General features: G+C 46.8%; 15 protein-coding genes and 1 pseudogene. 4 read left to right on the top strand and 12 right to left on the bottom strand.

Features of this window, described 5'->3' with window-relative positions; translation table 11 throughout:
• Positions 1 to 37 precede the first annotated feature (37 nt).
• Both JWH17_RS16680 and JWH17_RS16675 read right to left on the bottom strand, forming a co-directional pair.
• Positions 38 to 697, bottom strand: a complete 660-nt coding sequence (locus tag JWH17_RS16680) for a MarC family protein (protein WP_205223792.1) — start codon at positions 695 to 697, stop codon at positions 38 to 40.
• A 58-nt stretch (positions 698 to 755) separates the two neighbouring features.
• On the bottom strand, positions 756 to 932 hold the full coding sequence (locus tag JWH17_RS16675; protein ID WP_205223791.1) for a TrkA C-terminal domain-containing protein: 177 nt from the start codon (positions 930 to 932) through the stop codon (positions 756 to 758).
• Positions 933 to 1,755: 823 nt separating this feature from the next.
• On the opposite strand from JWH17_RS16675, the gene JWH17_RS24415 reads away from it, so the two are divergent.
• Positions 1,756 to 4,089, top strand: a complete 2,334-nt coding sequence (locus JWH17_RS24415; protein WP_205223790.1) for an ATP-binding protein — start codon at positions 1,756 to 1,758, stop codon at positions 4,087 to 4,089.
• A gap of 598 nt (positions 4,090 to 4,687) precedes the next feature.
• Positions 4,688 to 5,350: a response regulator gene (locus JWH17_RS16665; protein ID WP_205223789.1), complete on the top strand. Its 663-nt coding sequence runs from the start codon at positions 4,688 to 4,690 to the stop codon at positions 5,348 to 5,350.
• A gap of 55 nt (positions 5,351 to 5,405) precedes the next feature.
• Here the strand turns inward: JWH17_RS16665 and JWH17_RS16660 are convergent, their stop codons facing one another.
• From JWH17_RS16660 to JWH17_RS16620, 9 genes are all read right to left on the bottom strand, one after another.
• The gene (locus tag JWH17_RS16660) at positions 5,406 to 6,575 is read right to left on the bottom strand and encodes a TRAP transporter substrate-binding protein (RefSeq protein ID WP_205223788.1); all 1,170 of its coding nucleotides are present in this window, start codon (positions 6,573 to 6,575) and stop codon (positions 5,406 to 5,408) included.
• A gap of 397 nt (positions 6,576 to 6,972) precedes the next feature.
• Complete coding sequence (locus JWH17_RS16655) at positions 6,973 to 8,328, bottom strand: transposase (RefSeq protein WP_205223786.1); 1,356 nt, start codon at positions 8,326 to 8,328, stop codon at positions 6,973 to 6,975.
• Between the two features lie 338 nt (positions 8,329 to 8,666).
• A complete protein-coding gene (locus JWH17_RS16650) occupies positions 8,667 to 10,292 on the bottom strand; it encodes an N-acyl-D-amino-acid deacylase family protein (RefSeq protein ID WP_205223784.1) in 1,626 nt (541 codons plus the stop codon).
• Positions 10,289 to 11,827 (bottom strand): tripartite tricarboxylate transporter permease, encoded by a 1,539-nt coding sequence (locus tag JWH17_RS16645; protein WP_205223782.1) that lies wholly within the window; start codon positions 11,825 to 11,827, stop codon positions 10,289 to 10,291. The genes JWH17_RS16650 and JWH17_RS16645 overlap by 4 nt, the downstream gene beginning before the upstream one ends.
• Positions 11,828 to 11,839: 12 nt before the next feature.
• Positions 11,840 to 12,274, bottom strand: a complete 435-nt coding sequence (locus JWH17_RS16640; protein ID WP_205223781.1) for a tripartite tricarboxylate transporter TctB family protein — start codon at positions 12,272 to 12,274, stop codon at positions 11,840 to 11,842.
• A gap of 55 nt (positions 12,275 to 12,329) precedes the next feature.
• Entirely contained in the window at positions 12,330 to 13,304 is a 975-nt protein-coding gene (locus JWH17_RS16635) for a Bug family tripartite tricarboxylate transporter substrate binding protein (RefSeq protein ID WP_205223779.1), read from the bottom strand.
• A gap of 109 nt (positions 13,305 to 13,413) precedes the next feature.
• Complete coding sequence (gene cuyA / locus JWH17_RS16630) at positions 13,414 to 14,409, bottom strand: D-cysteate sulfo-lyase (protein ID WP_205223777.1); 996 nt, start codon at positions 14,407 to 14,409, stop codon at positions 13,414 to 13,416.
• 95 nt (positions 14,410 to 14,504) lie between these two features.
• A complete protein-coding gene (locus JWH17_RS16625) occupies positions 14,505 to 14,834 on the bottom strand; it encodes a Rid family hydrolase (RefSeq protein WP_205223775.1) in 330 nt (109 codons plus the stop codon).
• A 193-nt stretch (positions 14,835 to 15,027) separates the two neighbouring features.
• The gene (locus JWH17_RS16620) at positions 15,028 to 15,573 is read right to left on the bottom strand and encodes a hypothetical protein (RefSeq protein WP_205223774.1); all 546 of its coding nucleotides are present in this window, start codon (positions 15,571 to 15,573) and stop codon (positions 15,028 to 15,030) included.
• Between the two features lie 30 nt (positions 15,574 to 15,603).
• Between JWH17_RS16620 and JWH17_RS16615 the strand changes: the two are divergent.
• Positions 15,604 to 16,474, top strand: a pseudogene (locus JWH17_RS16615) (tyrosine-type recombinase/integrase).
• Positions 16,464 to 17,648 carry an IS91 family transposase gene (locus JWH17_RS16605; RefSeq protein ID WP_205223770.1) on the top strand — a complete coding sequence of 395 codons (1,185 nt, stop codon included), beginning with the start codon at positions 16,464 to 16,466 and terminating at the stop codon, positions 17,646 to 17,648. Before JWH17_RS16615 ends, JWH17_RS16605 begins: the two are co-directional and overlap by 11 nt.
• Positions 17,649 to 18,287: 639 nt before the next feature.
• Here JWH17_RS16605 and JWH17_RS16600 read toward each other — a convergent pair.
• Positions 18,288 to 18,502: transposase (locus tag JWH17_RS16600; RefSeq protein WP_205223768.1), on the bottom strand; the 215-nt coding region annotated here is incomplete at its 5' end.

Raw genomic sequence — 18,502 nt, 5'->3', positions numbered from 1 at the left:
AGAGCTGCCAGAGCGAATTGCGCCTGAGCAACCTTGGCTAGTGAATTGCGGCCCATCCGGGAAAGGTGATCACCAGGCCCTCGACCATGAACTGGACGGCGATGGCGATGAGGATCATGCCAAAAACCCGAGAAGCAAGTTCGAGCGGCAGGGTGCCTGTGACCTTCTGGATGATGGAACCGCTGAGAAGGGCCATCAGGAGGATGAGCAGGACAGCGACCAGGGTCACGCTCAGAAAAATGGTCGTCAGCAGAGAATCGCTTTCGTGACCGTAAATAATGACGGTCGTAATAGCTCCCGGCCCGGCAATGACCGGCACTCCTATGGGAATAAAGATCTGCTGGTAGCGTTGAAGTACTCTGGAAAGGGTAGTGGTTGATTCGTTGCGGTCCACATCGTCGAATTCTACAGCCGTGCCTTTAAGGACACTAAAGCCAAATTGCAGCAAAATAAGTCCGCCGCCGATCTTGAAACTGGCTAGGTCAATTTTCAGCTTCAGTAGCAGGAATTGGCCAAAACAGAGGAAAAAGAGCAGGATAGAGGCGCAGGTCACGATGACCAGCCCTGCCAGTAGCCAGCGAAAGGAGCGACGCTCTCCGGAAGAAGCGGCGACCCATAGCGGAATTTTTTCCATCGGGTTGACAATGGCCAGCATGGCGATAGCAAAATTTGATATAAGATCCCAGTTAATTACCATATCTATAGGTTAGGCTAAGATTGACAGAGGTAGTATGCGAATGATTTTGGACTGAGCTCTATGATCCTTCCTGTTTTTTTTCGGCATGCCAGCGCTTACTCAAATCAACCAGGTGCTCGCTGCTTGTCAGGATGTCCACTTCGTCTCCCGGGTGTAGCTGGGTTTCTTGGTCGGCAAAAAAGAAGGCTCCATCTCGGTAGTAGTTCATTACTTCAAAACTTTGTAGTGTTGGCACCGTGGAGGCACATGCTGAAAATGGAGCAACGTTCCAGTCTAACAGGCCAGGACCTTCACAAGAAACACCTCTCGTTTGAGTCTGTGACAGAATTCACTACCTTCGTCCTGGCAATGTAAACTTCAATGACAAGCTACTGAAATTACCTTCTCTTTGGACATCTCTTCTTTGCAGTGACTCCATTGTAGGCCAGTTCCATTAGGGTGGACATATCCATTCTTGCAACGATCAAAGTAACTTTCTAGATCAGTAGTTTTGTTGAGATTGGCAGCATCAATCTCCATCTGAAAGGTTTCAAAACGCAATATCCTCCTCATCACATCCTGAATCTTCAATCTCATTGAGGAAGTCGATCACTTTTCTCTTGTCACTTCCAACTGGATACCGCTCTTTCAAGGCATACAGAGCATCATACCCATCAGGAGCAGTGGAATAATAAAAATCTATGACCAGTTCTGAAAATGTTTGAAGATTTTCTTCCTGCTTATACGCAATTGAGTATCGATCTATAAGAGTACTTAAAACATTCTGGAATTCATGAAAATATGCGAGGTCGGATAGTAATTCATCTAAAACAGGGAACTTCTCAAGTCCATGAAGTCTGCGCGAAATTTAGCCAAAATGTGATTTTAAGTCACAACAGTGCATTTCAGTATGGAGTCTTACAGATAAGTACACATAATAAAGTGAAAAATATTGCCTGTGTGGCGCTGAACAGATAGGGTAGTTGTTGTCGCAGGAGAACATGGGCCGGATAAGCTCATTTTTTAAGGTCGTTTGAAAAAGAGATTTCTTATCATCGATTCAGGGGTGGATGTGCATCGTGACTGACAGAGTACTGTTGCCAAAATTCTTTATGCTGCTTGTATTGTACCTGTTCTCCTGGGCTTATCCGGCGCACTCCCAAGTGATCCAGGAGCAGAATATCCTGATCCTGCACTCCTTTCACAAGGGGCACGTTTGGAACGACAGCATTTCGGAGGGGATCGATTCCGGGCTGACACAGGTGGATCCTGCTGCCATGAGACTCCGGGTCTATTACGAGTACATGGATGCGGAGCGATTTGACAACACCCGCCAAATGAGCCGCCTCTCCGATTTCTTGAAGGAGAAATACCGCCAGACCCGCTTTGATGTGATCATTGCCACCGACGATTCGGCCTTTCGTTTCCTCCTGGACGAAAAGAAGAAACTTTTTTCTGAGAGCCCGGTGGTCTTCTGTGGGGTGAACTACTACGAAGAGTTCGAGATGTTTGGGCACGACCGATTCACCGGGGTGGTGGAACGCATAGATATCCTAGAGACCGTCCGAACCGCCCTGCGCCTCCATCCACGAACCAAAGAAATTCTCGTGGTGGTGGATCAGACCGACACCAGCATTGCCACTCTGAAAACCATTGTTTCCAGCTTCAAACAGATGGATGACGCATCCATCTTCCGGTTTATCCCCGCCATGAGCATGGAGGAGCTCCAGGAAGAGGTGAGCTCCCTGCCGCCGGCCTCCCTGGTGCTCTTCGTCAACTTCACTGTGGACCGCACCGGACGCGAGTTCTCCCTGGACGAGGGCCTGAAACGTGTGGCCCAGGCGTCCAATTCCCCCATTTACACCTTTTGGGATAACCACCTCGGCAACGGGGTCATGGGTGGGATGATGGCAAGCGGCAGCGCCCACGGGAAAAAGGCTGCTGAGATCGCCCTGCGCATCATGGCGGGTACCCCGGTGCAGGCCATTCCCGTGTTTACCAAGAGCCTGAACCGGCACATGTTCGATTACAACCAGATGATCCGGTTCCATATCAAAGAGGCGTCCCTCCCGTCCGGTGCCGAGGTGATCAACGTGCCGTTTTCCTTCTACCAGACCTACAAAAAGCTGGTGTGGAGCATCGTCCTGAGTATCACGGTGCTGAGCATTATTATATTTATTCTTGTGGTGAACACCTTCCAGCGCAAACGGGTGGAGACATCCTTGAAATACTATTCCAATCAGCTGAGGGTAATGAATCGCATCGATCGGGCGGTTTTAGACGGCAGCTTTTCATCGGAAACAGTTCGGAGAGTCCTGAAGTATTTGAGGGACATTTACGGGGCTTTCTGGGCCTGTGTCGTTGTGTTTGACTTCCCCAGAACAAGAGCAACCGTGGTGGCTTCGGACACGGAATCCGGGTACGGGGTCCCCGAAGGGGAGCACTATCCCATGGACGATTTCAAGCCAGAACGCCTGACCCCGGGCAAACGTATCGTTATCCGGGGGATCGAGGCCGCTCAGAACACCATGGTTGCAGACTTTCACGCATCCGAAGGAGGTCGGGACGGCTACGTGAGCATGCCTCTGGTCGCAAATGATGAACTCATCGGGTGCCTGAACCTCTCCCGGTTTCCGGACCCGAGCTTTACCATCGAAAATCTCGATACCATTAAAGAGGTGGCCACCTCTCTTGCCGTGGCCATCCAGAGCGTCAACCTCATGCAGGCCACCGTGCAGCATGGCCATGAGCTGGAACGGCTCTCGGCCAAGGTGGTGGAGATGCAGGAAACCACATGCCGAAAGATCTCGTTTGAGCTGCACGACGAGATTGGCCAGGCCCTCACCGCGGCTACTCTCAATCTTGCAGCCATGGAGAAGATGATCACCACAGGCAAAGGGGAGAAAATCGTCGACCTCCTTGCCGACACCGAAGAGATTGTCAGTCGCCTCGCTGAACAGGCCCACGACCTCTCCGTCAACCTCTGGCCTCCCATGCTGCGGGACTTCGGTCTGGTGCCCACTCTCAGGTGGTATTTGAGCCGCATAGAAGAGAAGGTGGACATGGTCCTGCTCCTCGATGCTCAGGATTTCGACAACAGGCCCTCCGAGGCGATCGAAACCACCATCTACCGCCTGGCCCAGGAAGCCTTGAACAACATCTTCAAATACGCCGAAGCCACACGCGTGGAGATCTTTCTCTCCCACCGACCCGATGGCATGATCGTGTTTAAGGTGATTGACGACGGCGTGGGCTTCGAACCCGAAGAGGTTCTCTCCGGCCACAAGATGACCGACAAACTGGGCCTCCTCGGCATGCGTGAGCGCATTGCCTTCCTGGGGGGGAAACTCTCCATCTGGTCCAGCCCGGGCCAGGGCACCTGTATTTCAACCGAAATTCAGGGGGGGGAATAGCAATCTTGCCTAGGGCGCAAGGAACTCAGCCCTTTGCGCCCTAGGTTCGCGAATGATAAGGGATTTGTCCGTGGAGAACAATAAAGGTTATCCAGTTTTCTTTATGATGCCCGGTGGTCGCTTCATGCTCTTCAGGGGTTACTAACCAAGCTGTGATGGGCACATCGTTTCTTGCGGGATTCGTACGCCATCAATTTTGGTGGCTACTCGGGCATTGACATAAGGCTTGTGAGGTTGCTGAAATGGTTCTGAATTCGAATAGCTACCAAAAACCAAGGGCATTGGCGGTTCGGATAGGGTGCATAAAATGCACCCTGCAACGGTGATGGCATACCTATGGATATATGGCATCTGGCCATTTCCGACGAACCCGACGTTTGACAATCGAGGAAGATTTGGTAATTGGTAACCTGTTGAGGTACCTGATTCCGCAGGGTGCGTTACACGCACCAAAACAGCTTGAAAAATTTGAGAAAATATAGCGGTTTATGTCCGTCAACGAGTGTAATCGTTTCGAGGTACGAAAGGCGGGAGTATTCGCAACCAACTTTCAAGGTGGCTCACTTTGTCCCCGGAGGTCCATAAAGGAAGAATGAAGATGGCAAAAATTAAAGTGATTGTGGTGGAAGACCACACCATTGTAAGGAAGGGGCTTTGTGCCCTTTTGTATGTGGAGTCTGATATCGAGGTGGTGGGGGAAGCGGAGAACGGTCGGGAGGCCATCAATATGGTGGAGCAGCTTATGCCCGATGTGGTGCTCATGGATATCACCATGCCGGAGCTCAATGGCATGGACGCCACGCGGCAGCTGAAGAAACGGTTCCCTGACCTGAAAATCCTGATCCTTTCCGTGCACACCAGCGAGGAGTACATTTTCGAGACTTTGCGGGCTGGGGCTTCCGGTTATCTGGTGAAGCGGTCAGCTACCAGCGACCTCATCAAGGCCATCCATGTAGCCCATGAAGGGGACTCTTACTTGAGTCCGGACATTTCCAATAAGGTGATCACATATTACGTGAAGCAGAAAGAGGGAGGGAGCGACGAACCTAAGGGGCTGGAGAAGCTCTCAGACCGGGAGCGGGAAGTGCTTCAGCTCATCGCCGAAGGCCGCGTCAACCGGGAGATCGCTAAGCAGCTCTTCATCAGTCCTAAGACTGTGGAAGCCCACCGGTCGAATATCCAGAAGAAACTAAAACTCTCCGGCACAGCCGAGCTGACCAAGTACGCCATCATCAAAGGGTTGGTAGAGTTGGGGTTTTGAGAAAAGCGTTTCTCGTTCCTGGCTTGTCGTTATTCGTTCGAGATATTCGCTTCGCTCAGGGGCAATTTATTTCCGGGTGGGTGTATTTGGGCCGACTGTCTTTTCGGATGCCTTCGCTAACGATCGATTCGATTTTTTCCAATATTCCCCAAGCCTCTTCGGTGGGCATGAACTGGCTCACCTCCTTGATCCATAGCTGTTCCACCTTTGTTATCTCGGGAAGCTTAAGCCAGGTGTCCATATCCTCTTTTTGGACAAAGGCAACTTGGCACCCCGCCTCTCTCTGAGCTGCGACAATTTCATCTAGCATGTTCTCGTAATGTGCTGCGAAGTGGCGTTTCGAGTTTGTCGAAGCTGTGCGGATGATCAGCTGGATATCTTGGGGCAACTGGTTCCAGGTATCCAGGTTTATAGTGATGTGGAAAGGGAGGGGGATCCAGAAGGGTTGAAAGATCAGGATATTGGGGGCCACGCTGTCTAAGCCGACACGGTGAATTGCATCGATGTTTGTGTAGACCCCCTCTATGGCGTTGGTTTTTAAAGCCATGAAGGTGTCGGTCCAAGGAATGGAGATGGGCACGGCCCCCACTTCTTCCAAGATTTTCATGATCCATCGTCTGGGGGTGTAAACCCGAAGGTTTTGGAAATCGGTAAGGGAGGTCACAGGCCGGGTAAAGACACCTTCCATGGGCAGTGGCGAGTATGTATAGATGATTTTTTGATTGAATTTTGTAAATTCGGCGTTGAGCTGGGGGATCTTATTGTAGATGGTGTCATAGGCCCATATGCGGTTTGCATAGTGGTAGGGGCCTTGTTGCAGGAGGGACATGACGCTGTTGACCACCAACCGTTTGGGGTAGTAGTTGATGTTCACGTGGCCCATATCCACGCTGCCGTCCTTAATACCCTCAAGGAGTTCTTGGTCTCGGAGGTATGATTGTTTCCAGAAGGAGGTTATGCGAATTTTACCCTGACTTAGATGTTCCACCTCATCAATAAAGGCTTTCTCGGCCTGGCCCCTGAGGCCCACAGGGGCCGTGTTCGTGGCGAAAGTAAGGGTTATGGCCGCTGCTCTGGCGTTTGTGCAGGCCGTCCCCACGACCATGGATAGTAAGAGGAGAGCAGCAAGCCACTTCATGGAAAATAAACCAAGACAGCTGCTCTTAAGGGGCGTATTGGACCGTTTATTGTAAGAAACAAGATTTCCGTGACGCGTGATGATCATGATGCGACTCCATGAATGAATGAACGGTAGGGCCCCAGCCTATCTTTCGTTTCTTACCACAGAATTTCTTCGGTTAAACTGTTTTTTATTCATTTTCCACGGGTTGCATTTGAGTTGATTCATTCCTGGTGTCTTATGTTGTTCATTCATTGGTTTCCAGCTATTCCCGTTATGGCATTTCACTCAATGAAAAAAGAGGAATTACCACTAATCGAACCATTACTATTCTTAGTTTACCAGTAAGATGAGACCTCAACCGTAATTCTTCAGTTTTGATGACCATTTTTTATTAAAAATACACGTTTTTCGGGCATACTCACCCAATCCCCTATGAAAACATCGGTTTTCAAGGGCACTTGATCATTGACAATTTGATTTTCAATCAAGCAAGAAACCATTACGTCTTGAACGCCTCCTTGCTTCCAAAGACTATAATGCGCAGAACCCTTTCCATGGAGTCAACTTCAAACAACTGTATTGTAGAACGAATAAGCTCCCACAGGGTTCTCTTTATTCTCCCCTTGATCAGTGCGGCCTGGAATAACCAGCAACTTAATTGCTGCGCCTGGTCTACCAAAAAAGCCAACATCATCAGGATAGTGAAAATCCCACTCAAGTTCTTCTTGCCAAGACCATAATTGTGGCCAAGGTTATACCCTTGATTCTTTAAGGTATTGAACGTTTCATTTTCGATCTTCCACCGTGCTCGTCCGGCCCTCATCAGTTGGTAGACATTGTCATCTGTTATCTCAATATCTGTAACCCAACTGAATTCCGTAACCTTACCTTTCTTGTTAACCTGGTAGTATTCCAGCACGTTGACCAAAAGGTCGGGATGGGATTGATTGAGCAGTACATTATTCAGGTATTTGAAAATATGACCTGTCTTTTGATCTTCTGGATCCAGGAATTGAATCTCAGATGCTCGACCTTCATTTGTAGCTCGGTCCAGCTCTTTAAAGAGCGCCTTGTGATCTTTTGGTTTAGCACCGAGGATAAAACGTAGGTCGTGATTTTTGAGTTCTTTTATGTGTGGTCCGTTACTGCTGAGTGCATCTTCGACAACAATGACTTTCAGGTGAGGATGTTCACGCCTGAAATCCTTGAAAAATCTTTTGGCAGCATTGCGCTCACAATCATTTTTACTGGTACCGTCATTCTGGGTTATCATCTCTGGAAAGACAGGGATGACAACTTTACTTCCTGGTTTGACAAAGCAGGCTGCATACATTTGTTGATGGTACAGGATCTTCCCATTCCTGCTTTTTTTTCCCATGCAATACGGTGATGAAACTTTTTCAGAGCTGTAGAAGCCGGTGCCGTCACCGCTGAGGAGATAGTGCCCATCATAATAGGCCATCTTCTCAAAGTCCTTCCCTCGTTGTATTTGTCTGAATACAGACAGGAATGGGGCTCTCAGAGCAGACAAGGGTAACGGGTCCAAAATTGTACGCATCTGGCTGTCACAAGGGATATTGGAAAGACCATAGACAGAACGAAGATTATGATCTTCTTCACTACGTCTTTTGTCAAAGGCCAGAAGCGATTGATCTTTGAGCTGAAACATTGCAAGGGCAGACATCAAGGCATCATCAAGAGTTATTTTCGAGTTCGCACCTCGGCTGTCCGGGATTTTCTGAAAATCCTGCCGGATTGCTGCAAGAAGTGAATCTGCATTGAGGTGTTTTCTCACTTTTCTGCCTGCTAATGTCAGGGTTAAGGCTTTGCTTGTATTGTATGCTGATAATTTCATCGCGTTCCCTATGTATGAGATTGATATACCATAGAAAACGCGCGACATTTTTTACTGGGCATGTCAAGTAAAAAATGTCAGGCTTGTTGATATTTATTTTCTGTTATTTCAGTCTATTGCACTCATGTCTTGTGTCAAATGTTTACGAAAGCTCAAACTTAAATAGTACATATTTTCAAATACATAAAATTCAGCCGGGAATAGCTGATTGGTTTCTACGTTTTACGTAGTTTTTGGTTCTGTTGCAAACTCGACTCTGCTATTGGCTGCTGGCAATGCAGGACACATCCGTAACAAACTTTGCGACAGAACTTTCAGTAATTCCTCGTAATGATAGTTTATTTGCGATAGTTGTAGGATTTAATAACTTTGCCAGGGTTGTTATTGGTACGAACGCCATCTAAAACAACTGCCTGACCATTACAAAACACATGTTTGATTCCAGATGGATAGCTAGCAGGATTATCAAAGGAAACGTTGCTTCTAATTTTTATTGGATCAAATACAACAATATCTGCCCATACCCCGGGTGCTATTCTCCCTCGGTCAGATATGCCAAACCGTGTTGCAGGTAGCATAGTAAGGCGTCTGATAGCATCTTCTAAAGGTAATTTATTTAGAACATGAACATATCGATTCAGAAAATGCGCAGCCCAACCATAGGTGGCAAGGGCTCCTCTACGATCTTTTAAAACACCATCTGGAGAGTGGGTTCGTGCGTCTGAGATTACCCCGCAATAAGGATCGCTCAAAGCAGTTATTACATCATTTTCTTTAAAGTTTTTTGCGGTCCAGAGCAGATTGACCATCCCCAGCCCTTCATCTCGTATTATATCTAGCAGACAATCGTCAGCAGGCCTTTTACGCTCCTTGCTGATTTCGTAGAAACTTTTACCTATGAGTTCTGTTGAGTTTTCAGCATGCATCAGGTAAATGAGTTCCCACCTTCCTTGAAGAACCAGTTGCCAGATCGGTTTTAAATCCTGTTTAATGCGACTACGCATCTTGTCGTCTGTCAGCAGCTCAACTACTCCTTCAATTCCATTTTTAAATGCCCAGGTCGGAAGTATGGAAATCATTGAGGTGTTTGCCCAGATATCAGGCATTAAATCCATGAAAATTTGAATTCCTCTATTACGGCTAGCCAAAACAGTTTCCAGAATCTGTTCCATGGCAGATTCTGGAGCTCCAAATTTAGGATTTACATGGCTGATAATCACCTCCGCATCGCTGTTACGTGAGAGGCTACACATCTCAGCTACAGCCAAGTCAAAGTATTTGTCTCTGTTACGAATGTGGGAGCTGACGGGAAGATTCAAACGTCCTGTCACAGCGGCTAGTTTTTGCAACTCTTGCACATTGGCACTTAAGCCTGGTTCATATTCCAATCCTAATGACAGACCAAAACCACCCTCCAGGCAAGATTCACGGAGGAGCTGTGTCATTTGCTCCACATCTTCTCGGGTTATTTGACGAGATACACCTCTTGTTGTTGTCCATCGTAGTGCCCCATGGCCAACCATGGCTGCCACGTTTAAGCCGAGTTGATGCTCTGAAGCACAATTAAGGTATTCACCGAAACTGCTCCAGCTCACATCGACAGAAGAGTGATAGCCAATCATCCTTTGTTTTACAATTTCAGGGGAATGGCATGGGGATGCACTAAAACCGCATTGCCCTATGATCTCAAGAGTCACTCCCTGGCAAACTTGACTATTGCCCCTACCGTCAGCTAAAAGAGTGATGTCTGAATGGGTGTGCTGATCGATGAAACCAGGGGCTATAGTCAGTCCGTCGACATTAAAGACGTTATTAGCACTGGCATTTATTAGCTCAGCGGTGCCGGAACCATCCGGTCGAGTGATCATGATTATTCGTCCGTTATGCAAGCCAACAGAACCGGAGTAAGCCGGTGCCCCTGTCCCATCTATAATCGAACCGTTTAATAATAAAGTATCTATCATGAGATGCTACTCACCTTATTTATGTTTTCAGAGCGTGCCTTTTTGAGGCGTCGACGAGTTTCATCCCATATCGTTTTCGTAAGAAACAGAATGGTAATAATGATGATCACCAGAGATATCGGTCTGGTAAAAAAAATAGAGAAATCCTGCTGAGACATGATCATCGATCGTCGGAAATTTGATTCCAGCAGAGGGGAAAGTATCATTGCCAGAAGTAGCGGGGCTAAAGGAAAGCCACAACGAGTCAAGATATAACCAATAGCTCCAAAGCAAACCATAACAAGCACATCAAACCCAGAGTTTGCCATTGCATAAGATCCGAGAAGGCAGAGGACGGAAACAAATGACAAAAGTAATCCTGTTGGTAGTGCAACTATTTTACTTAAAAATCGGAGAGAGTTGAACCCAAGGATAAGCATGAACACATTTGCCAGCATCAAAGCTATAAAAATTCCAGTGATGATTGGCATATTATCTCGAAAAAGCAGTGGCCCTGGTGCCAGCCCCTGAATCATCAGTGCGCCGAGCATTACTGCGGTAACCATGTCACCAGGAATACCCAGGGTAAGCAAAGGGATGAGTGCCCCTCCGGTTGTCGCGTTATTTGCTGCCTCGGTTGCTGCTACACCTGGAAGATGACCGGAACCAAATTTTTCAGGTTCTTTCGAGGTTCGTTTAGTCTCATTATAGGCTATAAACGATGCAGTGCCGCCACCCGTTGCCGGGATTAAACCAACAAATGTCCCTATTACTGAAGATCTTATAATAGTCCAAAAGTTATTATGCATATCCTTTAAGGTAAGTCGGTCTTTTTCCCCACTTATTGGAACCGTGGGTGAATATGTTTCGACCCTGGTTTCCACCCACTCTTCAAGTTTCAATAATACTTGCGATATCGCAAATAGTCCCACAAGCGCTGGAACCAGGCTTACGCCACTGAGCAGCTCCGGAATACCGAAGGTGTTTCTGACAGTACCTGAAACCGAATCTATACCGATGGTGGCGATAAGGAGACCTAAAAGGGCTGCGATAACACCTTTTAATAGTTCGTTGGTTGAGAGACCTATTACAATAGACAGCCCAAACAGCGAAATAGCGAAATACTCCGGTGGCCCAAAAGAGAGAGCTACTTTAGCAAGTTGTGGTGCGACCAGGGTCAACGCCATACAGCTGAAAAAACCACCCACAAATGAGGCTATCGTGGCCATTTCCATAGCTTTACGGCCTTGACCTTTAGCTGTAAGCCCAGGTCCTTCGAGCAACGTTGCCACTGCAGCAGGTGTACCGGGTGTATTGATCATAATTGCAGTCAGAGACCCGCCATAGACCGAACCTATATACATTCCTAATAAAGCACTAAAAGCTATAACAGGCTCCATGCCAAAAGTTAAAGGAATGAGCAATGCCACGCCCATGGTGGACGTAAGCCCTGGAAGAGCTCCGAAAGTAATACCAAGGGCGACTCCAACTATATTTGCAAAAATAGCAGACAAAGAAAAAGCAAACGAAAGTCCGTAAAGGATATTTTCAATCATTTCAACCTCTATTTATGGTAAAGGCACGTTAAACAGTTTGATAAATACAGCCCACAATAATACGGTACTGCTAATTGCGAAAAATGTGTTTTGCAAAACTTTCCTTCGGCCAAATAACAAGGGGCATAAAAAAAGAAATAAGGCTGTTGATATCAAATAACCGATTTTCAGAAAGAGAAAAACATAGCTACCGAACAACAAGGTAAACAGTAAGCTGCGCCAACCAACAACGCCTTTTGCTTTGCTTGGTGATTGGTGCTCACGAAAAGACCTGATTGCAAGAATCAAAGCGCACCCACCCAAGCAGAACAAAATGAAATTAACAAATGAGGCGGGGCCAAAATAGCTCAATGATGAAGGAGGAGGGATCTTTGAGGTTGAGGTAAATCCAAAAGCTACAAGAACCAATAATCCAATTGCCGAGAAAAAGTCTGTTTTGTTTTTCATTTACTTCCCTCTACGGAGCAAGTGATAAAACCTGCTCCGTAATGTTGGCTATAAATTATAGTCCGAATTTTTTAACAATGGCAGAATGCTTATTGCATTGGTTTGTCACAAAGGTTTTTAATGCTTCGGGGTTTGTGAAATTGATGTCCAGTCCAAGCTTTTTATACCTGTCTATAACGTCCTGCTGCTCCAAAGCGTAAGCGATCGATGAATTAAGTTTTTCGATAATCGGTTTGGGTGTGCCTTTTGGAGCCATGAATGCAAACCAACCGCCGGCAACAACATCATAACCCTGTTCTTTTATGGTTGGTACGTTGGGGACATTAGGATGTCTTTTGTCGCTGGCAACGGCGAGAGTGTTTATTGCTCCAGCTTCATATTGAGTAATACTATCAGGTAATGCTACCATAGCTGAAAAGACGTGTTCACCGAGAAGCTGGCCAATAGCCTCCGATGCACCGTTAAAAGGAACATGTGGGAGATCCAGGTTCATTTTTTCCAGCAGTTCTAGCATTACAAGGTGAATTTGCAATCCTGCTCCAGGAGTAGCATACGTTGCTTTTGCAGGATCTTTAGTGGCAATTTCAGCCCATTCTTTAAAGGTAGTAATGCCTGATTTGCTGTTAACGTTTAACGAAAAATCGTTTGAACTAAGTTGTGCCATAAACTCGTAGTCCTTCAGCGGGTCAAAACCTGCGTTGGTTCGAAATGGGGTTACAGATACCGGTCCAGAGGCGGTCAGAATTATTGTATAGCCGTCAGGGCGAGCTGCTTTTGCTGCCACCATTCCGATTGCACCACCACCACCTGGTTTGTTGATGACATTGACCGGTTGACCCAACTTGGTTTTCATATGTGCGGCAATCATTCTGGCCTGGATATCGGTTGAACCTCCAGCCGAGTAGGGCACGATAATAGTTATCGGCCTCTTAGGGTAATCTCCAGCAATAGCGCTGATCGGGATAACGATGCTAAAAATAAACATGGACACTACCATGAAAACATTTTTGACAATTCTGATTTTTTTCATTTTACGTTCTCCTTGTTGGTAATTAACTAAGTTTCTTTTTTGTTAGTTCGTAACCTATTAACGAACCTCCCCTACAATAGACCGGTTATTGAAAAACGATCATAATGATCTAAAAGGTATCAAGATACGCATAGAGAGCCGGAGACCCTCCAGTATGCAGAAATAGTACGTTAGAGCCTGGGGCAAAGTGATCATTGCGAACAAGATCAATAAGTCCTGCCATCGACTTTCCTGAGTAGACAGGGTCAAGCAGAATTGACTCCGTCCGGGCAAGCAACTTGACCGCTTCGGTCATGCCGTCTGTCGGGATAGAGTAGCCTTCTCCAACGTAGTTATCAAAACAGGTGATCTGATCTGCCGGCAGGCTCTCACGCATACCAAGCCGCTCAGCGGTCTCTACAGCGAGCTTGTGAACGAGTTCTTCCTGAACATCTTTTTTACGACTGACGTTAACACCGGATACAGGAATGCCCGCGTTGGTGCCATACATGCCGACAACAATACCGGCGTGGGTACCTGCGCTACCGCTTGGTACAACCATATGGTCAATGGTCAAATTGCTCTCAAACAGTTGCTGCTGAATCTCTTGAGCACAGGCCACATACCCGGTAGCGCCAATAGTATTTGATGCTCCGCCGGGAATGATATACGGCTTCTTTCCATTTTTTTTCAGTTGCTCTGCAAGTTTCTGCATTTCACCAAGCATATCGGAACCACCCGGTACAACGGTTGTGCTCTTCACCCCCATCAACTGGAACAGGAAGTTATTACCGGAACCGTCCTTCTTATAGCTCCCAGCTACACGCTCTTCGAGAACGAGATGACAATCCATACCTTCCTTAACAGCCCAGGAGAGGGTGAGCCGACAGTGGTTAGACTGGACAGCGCCGCAGGTGATAATCGTGTCCGCACCATTTTCCAGAGCATCTGCGATGCAATAGTCAAGTTTTCTGGTCTTGTTGCCACCGGCACAACCTGGTAACAGGTCATCCCGCTTAATGAAAATATTTACTTTGCCGCCGAGAGCCTTGGAAAAGGCAGGAAGCGCTTCGATGGGAGTTGCGCTTTGTACATAATTTCTTCTGGGGAACTGTGTCAGATTCATTGTATACCCTGTAACTTTCAGATTATTAGAGATTTTACTTAATCATTGCAACTGCTTCGATTTCAATATCCGCGCCCAAAAGGAAGAGCTGCAACCTAGAATGCATTCCTCGCTGGAAAAGGAGATGCGAAATACTCGACATAAACGGTGTTGAATTCTTGTAAGTCACCAATATTAAATAAAAAGCCTGTTGTTTTTGCAACATTTTCAAGTGTTGCACCTGCAGCTTTTACTACTGCAGCAGCAAGTTTTTTTAGCGTCTGGTGCGCCCGGTCTGCAATAGACCCTTCAACCATAATCCCGGTTGCCGGATCAATAGGCAGCTGGGCAGAGGTGAAATGTAAATTCCCTGTCATTACTGGCTGGGAATACGATCCTGTTGCCCCGGGAGCATTATCTGTTGCTATTGCTGTTTTCGCTTTCATGTTATATGCTCTAGTAGCTAGTGATGATATTGAACGCTATCTTTCTGTAAAACTGTGATTAAAATGCTATTAAAGTGACGAATGTCGACACTTATTGGTTGTGGTTATTTTGGATGAAAAAGTTGTTTCTGTCTATTGGGGAATCCCTTAAAATGACAAGGGGAAACCATTAATTCTCTACGGGTGGGAGCTTTTATTCACCTTTTTTCATTGAGATATCGTGGTGTTGATCAAGGGTTTTCATTTTATCCGCAACTGATAAAAAAATCTGAGACCCGTTTTGAGTCAGAGGGAGTTTGTTTGCCTGACCAATGATGGAACTAGTTGTAGTGACCCGCAAAGATAAACGGCCAGACCCGCAATCAAGCCAGATCTCGGCCCACATTATTTGACAATAAGAATGGTGCTCGACCCACTTTAATTGCCAATGGGACCACATTAGTGGGAATGAGGCCCGCAATAATGGGTGCGGACCCACATTAAGTGAGAATGGAATTTCTCTTCCCTGCTGCTCGCTTTCAGCGTAGTTTTTTCCACTGCTATGGTTAGAAAAGGAGCAGCTTATCGGTTTGATCTGCCTGAGAATGGACAGGAAGAACTGAACCGCTACGCTCCGCTGCGCAGAAAAACCAATACTCCCCTCTTGCAATAACATCAGCCTCCCAGTTAACCCGGCACTTCCCTGATCATGATTTTTGCTCTGCCTGGATTTTTGATAAATTGGATTAAGCAGTACCAATCCTATTCATCTCAACCAGGGAGGTAAATCATGCCTAATCCAATCAAAGACAAATTTATTGAGCACATGGAACTCTATGGTCTCACCAAGGAGACCCAAAAGGGATATATCAGCGGAGTCAGATGCCTGGCTAACCACTACAATACATCCCCGGAACATCTGAGTAATGATCAAGTCCGGGAGTATTTTCGCCATCTGCTCCTTGAGAAGAAACTGGCTCATTCGTCATGTAAAGCCTATCTCGCCGGTATCAACTATTTTTATCGCCATATCTGCGGTCGGGAAGTTGATGATCGTTTTGGTTTACCACCGCGCCCAATGGGGAGAAAGTTACCGGCAGTGTTGTCCATGGAAGAAGTAAGCAAGCTCCTTAATTGCATCGACAACCTCAAGCACAGGGTCATGCTCAAGACCATCTACAGCGCCGGGCTCAGGGTCGGGGAAGCCATACGTCTAAAACCCGAGCATATTGAAAGTGATCCGTCACGGATGGTGATCCGGATAGAACAGGGCAAAGGGCGTAAAGACCGTTATACAGTTCTCTCGGAACACCTGCTGCATGAACTGCGGGCTTATTGGATTGAATATAAGCCGAAGTACTGGCTGTTCCCCGGACAGAAGCCCGGGACCCATATCACCAACGTTTCCGTATCTCAGGTATTGTATGATGCTAAAAAAAATCGGCTTAACCAAAGAGTGCAGCCTCCATACCCTTCGCCACTGCTTTGCCACACATCTGCTCTATAAAGGTTACGATCTCTATACAATCAGCCAACTGCTCGGACACAACGCAATAGAAACAACCACGATCTATCTGCATCTGGTCCCGTCCCGGTACGTCCAAATCAAGAGTCCACTCGATCTGATGGATGAACCGCAGGAGGGGGAAGATGAAAGATAATAACAGATCACCGGAGGTGGCTGATATATTCCGCAGCTATGGACAACAGTTCCGGGATAAAAACAGAGTTACCTCTCAGCAATACAAAGTAATGAAGCGCATTGAGATGTGCCGTACCTCAGCTCTCGGAGGACATATCCAAGCGTGCGATCACTGCGGCCATACACAAAATGCCTACAACTCCTGCCGGGACAGACATTGTCCCAAATGCCAGACAATGGTCAAGGAGAAATGGCTCAATAACAGGAAGGCAGAGTTGCTGCCCTGCCCCTACTTCCACAATGTCTTCACATTACCCCATGAGCTCAATTCCCTTATCATGGTTAATAAGCGCATCATGCTGGCTCTGCTGTTTACAGCCGTTAAAGAGACTTTGCAGGTCTTTGCCCGTGATTCGCAGTGGCGCCTTGAAGGCCAACTCGGCTTCATCTCCGTGCTCCACACATGGAATCAGAAACTCATGGACCACTTTCACCTGCACTGCATCATCCCGGCAGGAGTACTTGCATTAGATCGTAAAAAATGGATCGGTGCCAGAACAAAATATCTGTTCAAGGTGCAGTCCCTAGCTAAGGAGTTCCAGAGGCGATATCTGAACAAGCTGGAAAAGACCTACCGTAAGAACAGTTTGTCTTTTAATGGCAGGGCTGAGAAGTATCGGGACGAAAAACAGTTCCAGCAACTTCTTACAGTGTTATGGGACAAGCAGTGGATTACTTATGCCAAGCAGCCCTTCGGTGGGCCGGAGCAGGTACTTGAGTATCTGGGCCGTTACACGCACCGAGTAGCGATCACTAACAATCGGATTGTTGCAATCGAAAACGACCAAGTACGAATCAAGTATCGAGATCGCAGTGACGACAACAAAGAAAAAGAACTCACCATCAGCGCTTATGAGTTTATCCGGCGTTTTCTTTTGCACGTGCTCCCAAGAGGTTTTACCAAGATCCGCTATTACGGATTCCTGGCCCATGCCAACAAGAAAACTTGCATTGAGCTGATTCGCAAGTTAATCGGTACACCCATAGCATACGTGGATAAGCTGGTTGAGAGTGTTCAGGAGATGATGCTGCGGCTAATCGGCATTGACATCTTTTGCTGCCCGCAGTGCGGCAAGGGGAAGATGGTATACCTCATGCCGATTACTGAATCAGCTTATGACGATACGTCCTGACTTGGGCTGGTTGACAAGATCGTGTGACTTGTAAATGCCCCAGTGGATGGGTTAACAGGAGAGCTACGTCTTGAACGGGTGAAAATGACAAATACGCGCAAGGTATAAAACTTGAACGACACGGTTTATAGAGAAATCTCTCCCCAAAAGTCAATTCTGATAGCAAAGGCTGGAATATGTCCGTATCAATGTTGATTCCAGATCAAATATCAACAAATAAAATCACCACTCAATCCCCATAGCGCCGAGCTCCCGGCTGTAAATCCGCTCCGCAGTTCAGTTCTTCAGGATTATCAATAATTGCAATACGGTATGTGGGTAAATTGGAAGGCCGGAGGAATGCAACTATTGATAACCCTATTCTATCTAAAAAAATACATCTTCCTCAAAACCTAACGATTAAACCGTTATTTAAGATTTGATACTATCCATGAGAAGGTACAGGGACGCACGATATAACAATTGCAGAGACTAGTAATGGCAATGTTAACCATTTAAGGGAATCTCGAATAAATGGTTTATTCCCCAGCGTCTTTAATTATGCGATAAATATGGCAATCAGGGTCAATTCAACATTTAAATTTTCGTGTTTTTGGGGTTGCAGCGAACAACTCAATCGCCCTGAAACCCATTTTCCTGCTATGTTACAAGCAATGTGCCCAGCCGATCCATATTGTAAGCAAGGTTTCTCATCCCAATCTTCACCGTCGCCCTTGCCAGGCCGACTGTTCTTACAAGCAAATTTCCTGCCTTCTGGGTTTGCGCACCGAAAACATGCTCAACCCTTACACGAACCTTCGATTTGGTCCTGTTACTCTTCTGTTCTCGAGCTGTCAGCTTTCGGTTCCGAGTGC

Origin of the sequence: Desulfogranum marinum (assembly GCF_016918565.1) — a bacterium.
Classification (GTDB): Bacteria; Desulfobacterota; Desulfobulbia; order Desulfobulbales; family Desulfobulbaceae; genus Desulfogranum; species Desulfogranum marinum.
This window is presented reverse-complemented; position numbering and strand designations above follow the sequence as displayed.

What these genes read in the sequence shown, in the direction of transcription:
- cuyA (WP_205223777.1), bottom strand. Translation starts at nt 14,409, where the DNA reads ATGAATCTGACACAGTTCCCCAGAAGAAATTATGTACAAAGCGCAACT.
- JWH17_RS16605 (WP_205223770.1), top strand. Translation starts at nt 16,464, where the DNA reads ATGAAAGATAATAACAGATCACCGGAGGTGGCTGATATATTCCGCAGC.
- JWH17_RS16680 (WP_205223792.1), bottom strand. Translation starts at nt 697, where the DNA reads ATGGTAATTAACTGGGATCTTATATCAAATTTTGCTATCGCCATGCTG.
- JWH17_RS16665 (WP_205223789.1), top strand. Translation starts at nt 4,688, where the DNA reads ATGGCAAAAATTAAAGTGATTGTGGTGGAAGACCACACCATTGTAAGG.
- JWH17_RS16650 (WP_205223784.1), bottom strand. Translation starts at nt 10,292, where the DNA reads ATGATAGATACTTTATTATTAAACGGTTCGATTATAGATGGGACAGGG.
- JWH17_RS16640 (WP_205223781.1), bottom strand. Translation starts at nt 12,274, where the DNA reads ATGAAAAACAAAACAGACTTTTTCTCGGCAATTGGATTATTGGTTCTT.
- JWH17_RS16660 (WP_205223788.1), bottom strand. Translation starts at nt 6,575, where the DNA reads ATGATCATCACGCGTCACGGAAATCTTGTTTCTTACAATAAACGGTCC.
- JWH17_RS16655 (WP_205223786.1), bottom strand. Translation starts at nt 8,328, where the DNA reads ATGAAATTATCAGCATACAATACAAGCAAAGCCTTAACCCTGACATTA.
- JWH17_RS16625 (WP_205223775.1), bottom strand. Translation starts at nt 14,834, where the DNA reads ATGAAAGCGAAAACAGCAATAGCAACAGATAATGCTCCCGGGGCAACA.
- JWH17_RS16635 (WP_205223779.1), bottom strand. Translation starts at nt 13,304, where the DNA reads ATGAAAAAAATCAGAATTGTCAAAAATGTTTTCATGGTAGTGTCCATG.
- JWH17_RS16645 (WP_205223782.1), bottom strand. Translation starts at nt 11,827, where the DNA reads ATGATTGAAAATATCCTTTACGGACTTTCGTTTGCTTTTTCTTTGTCT.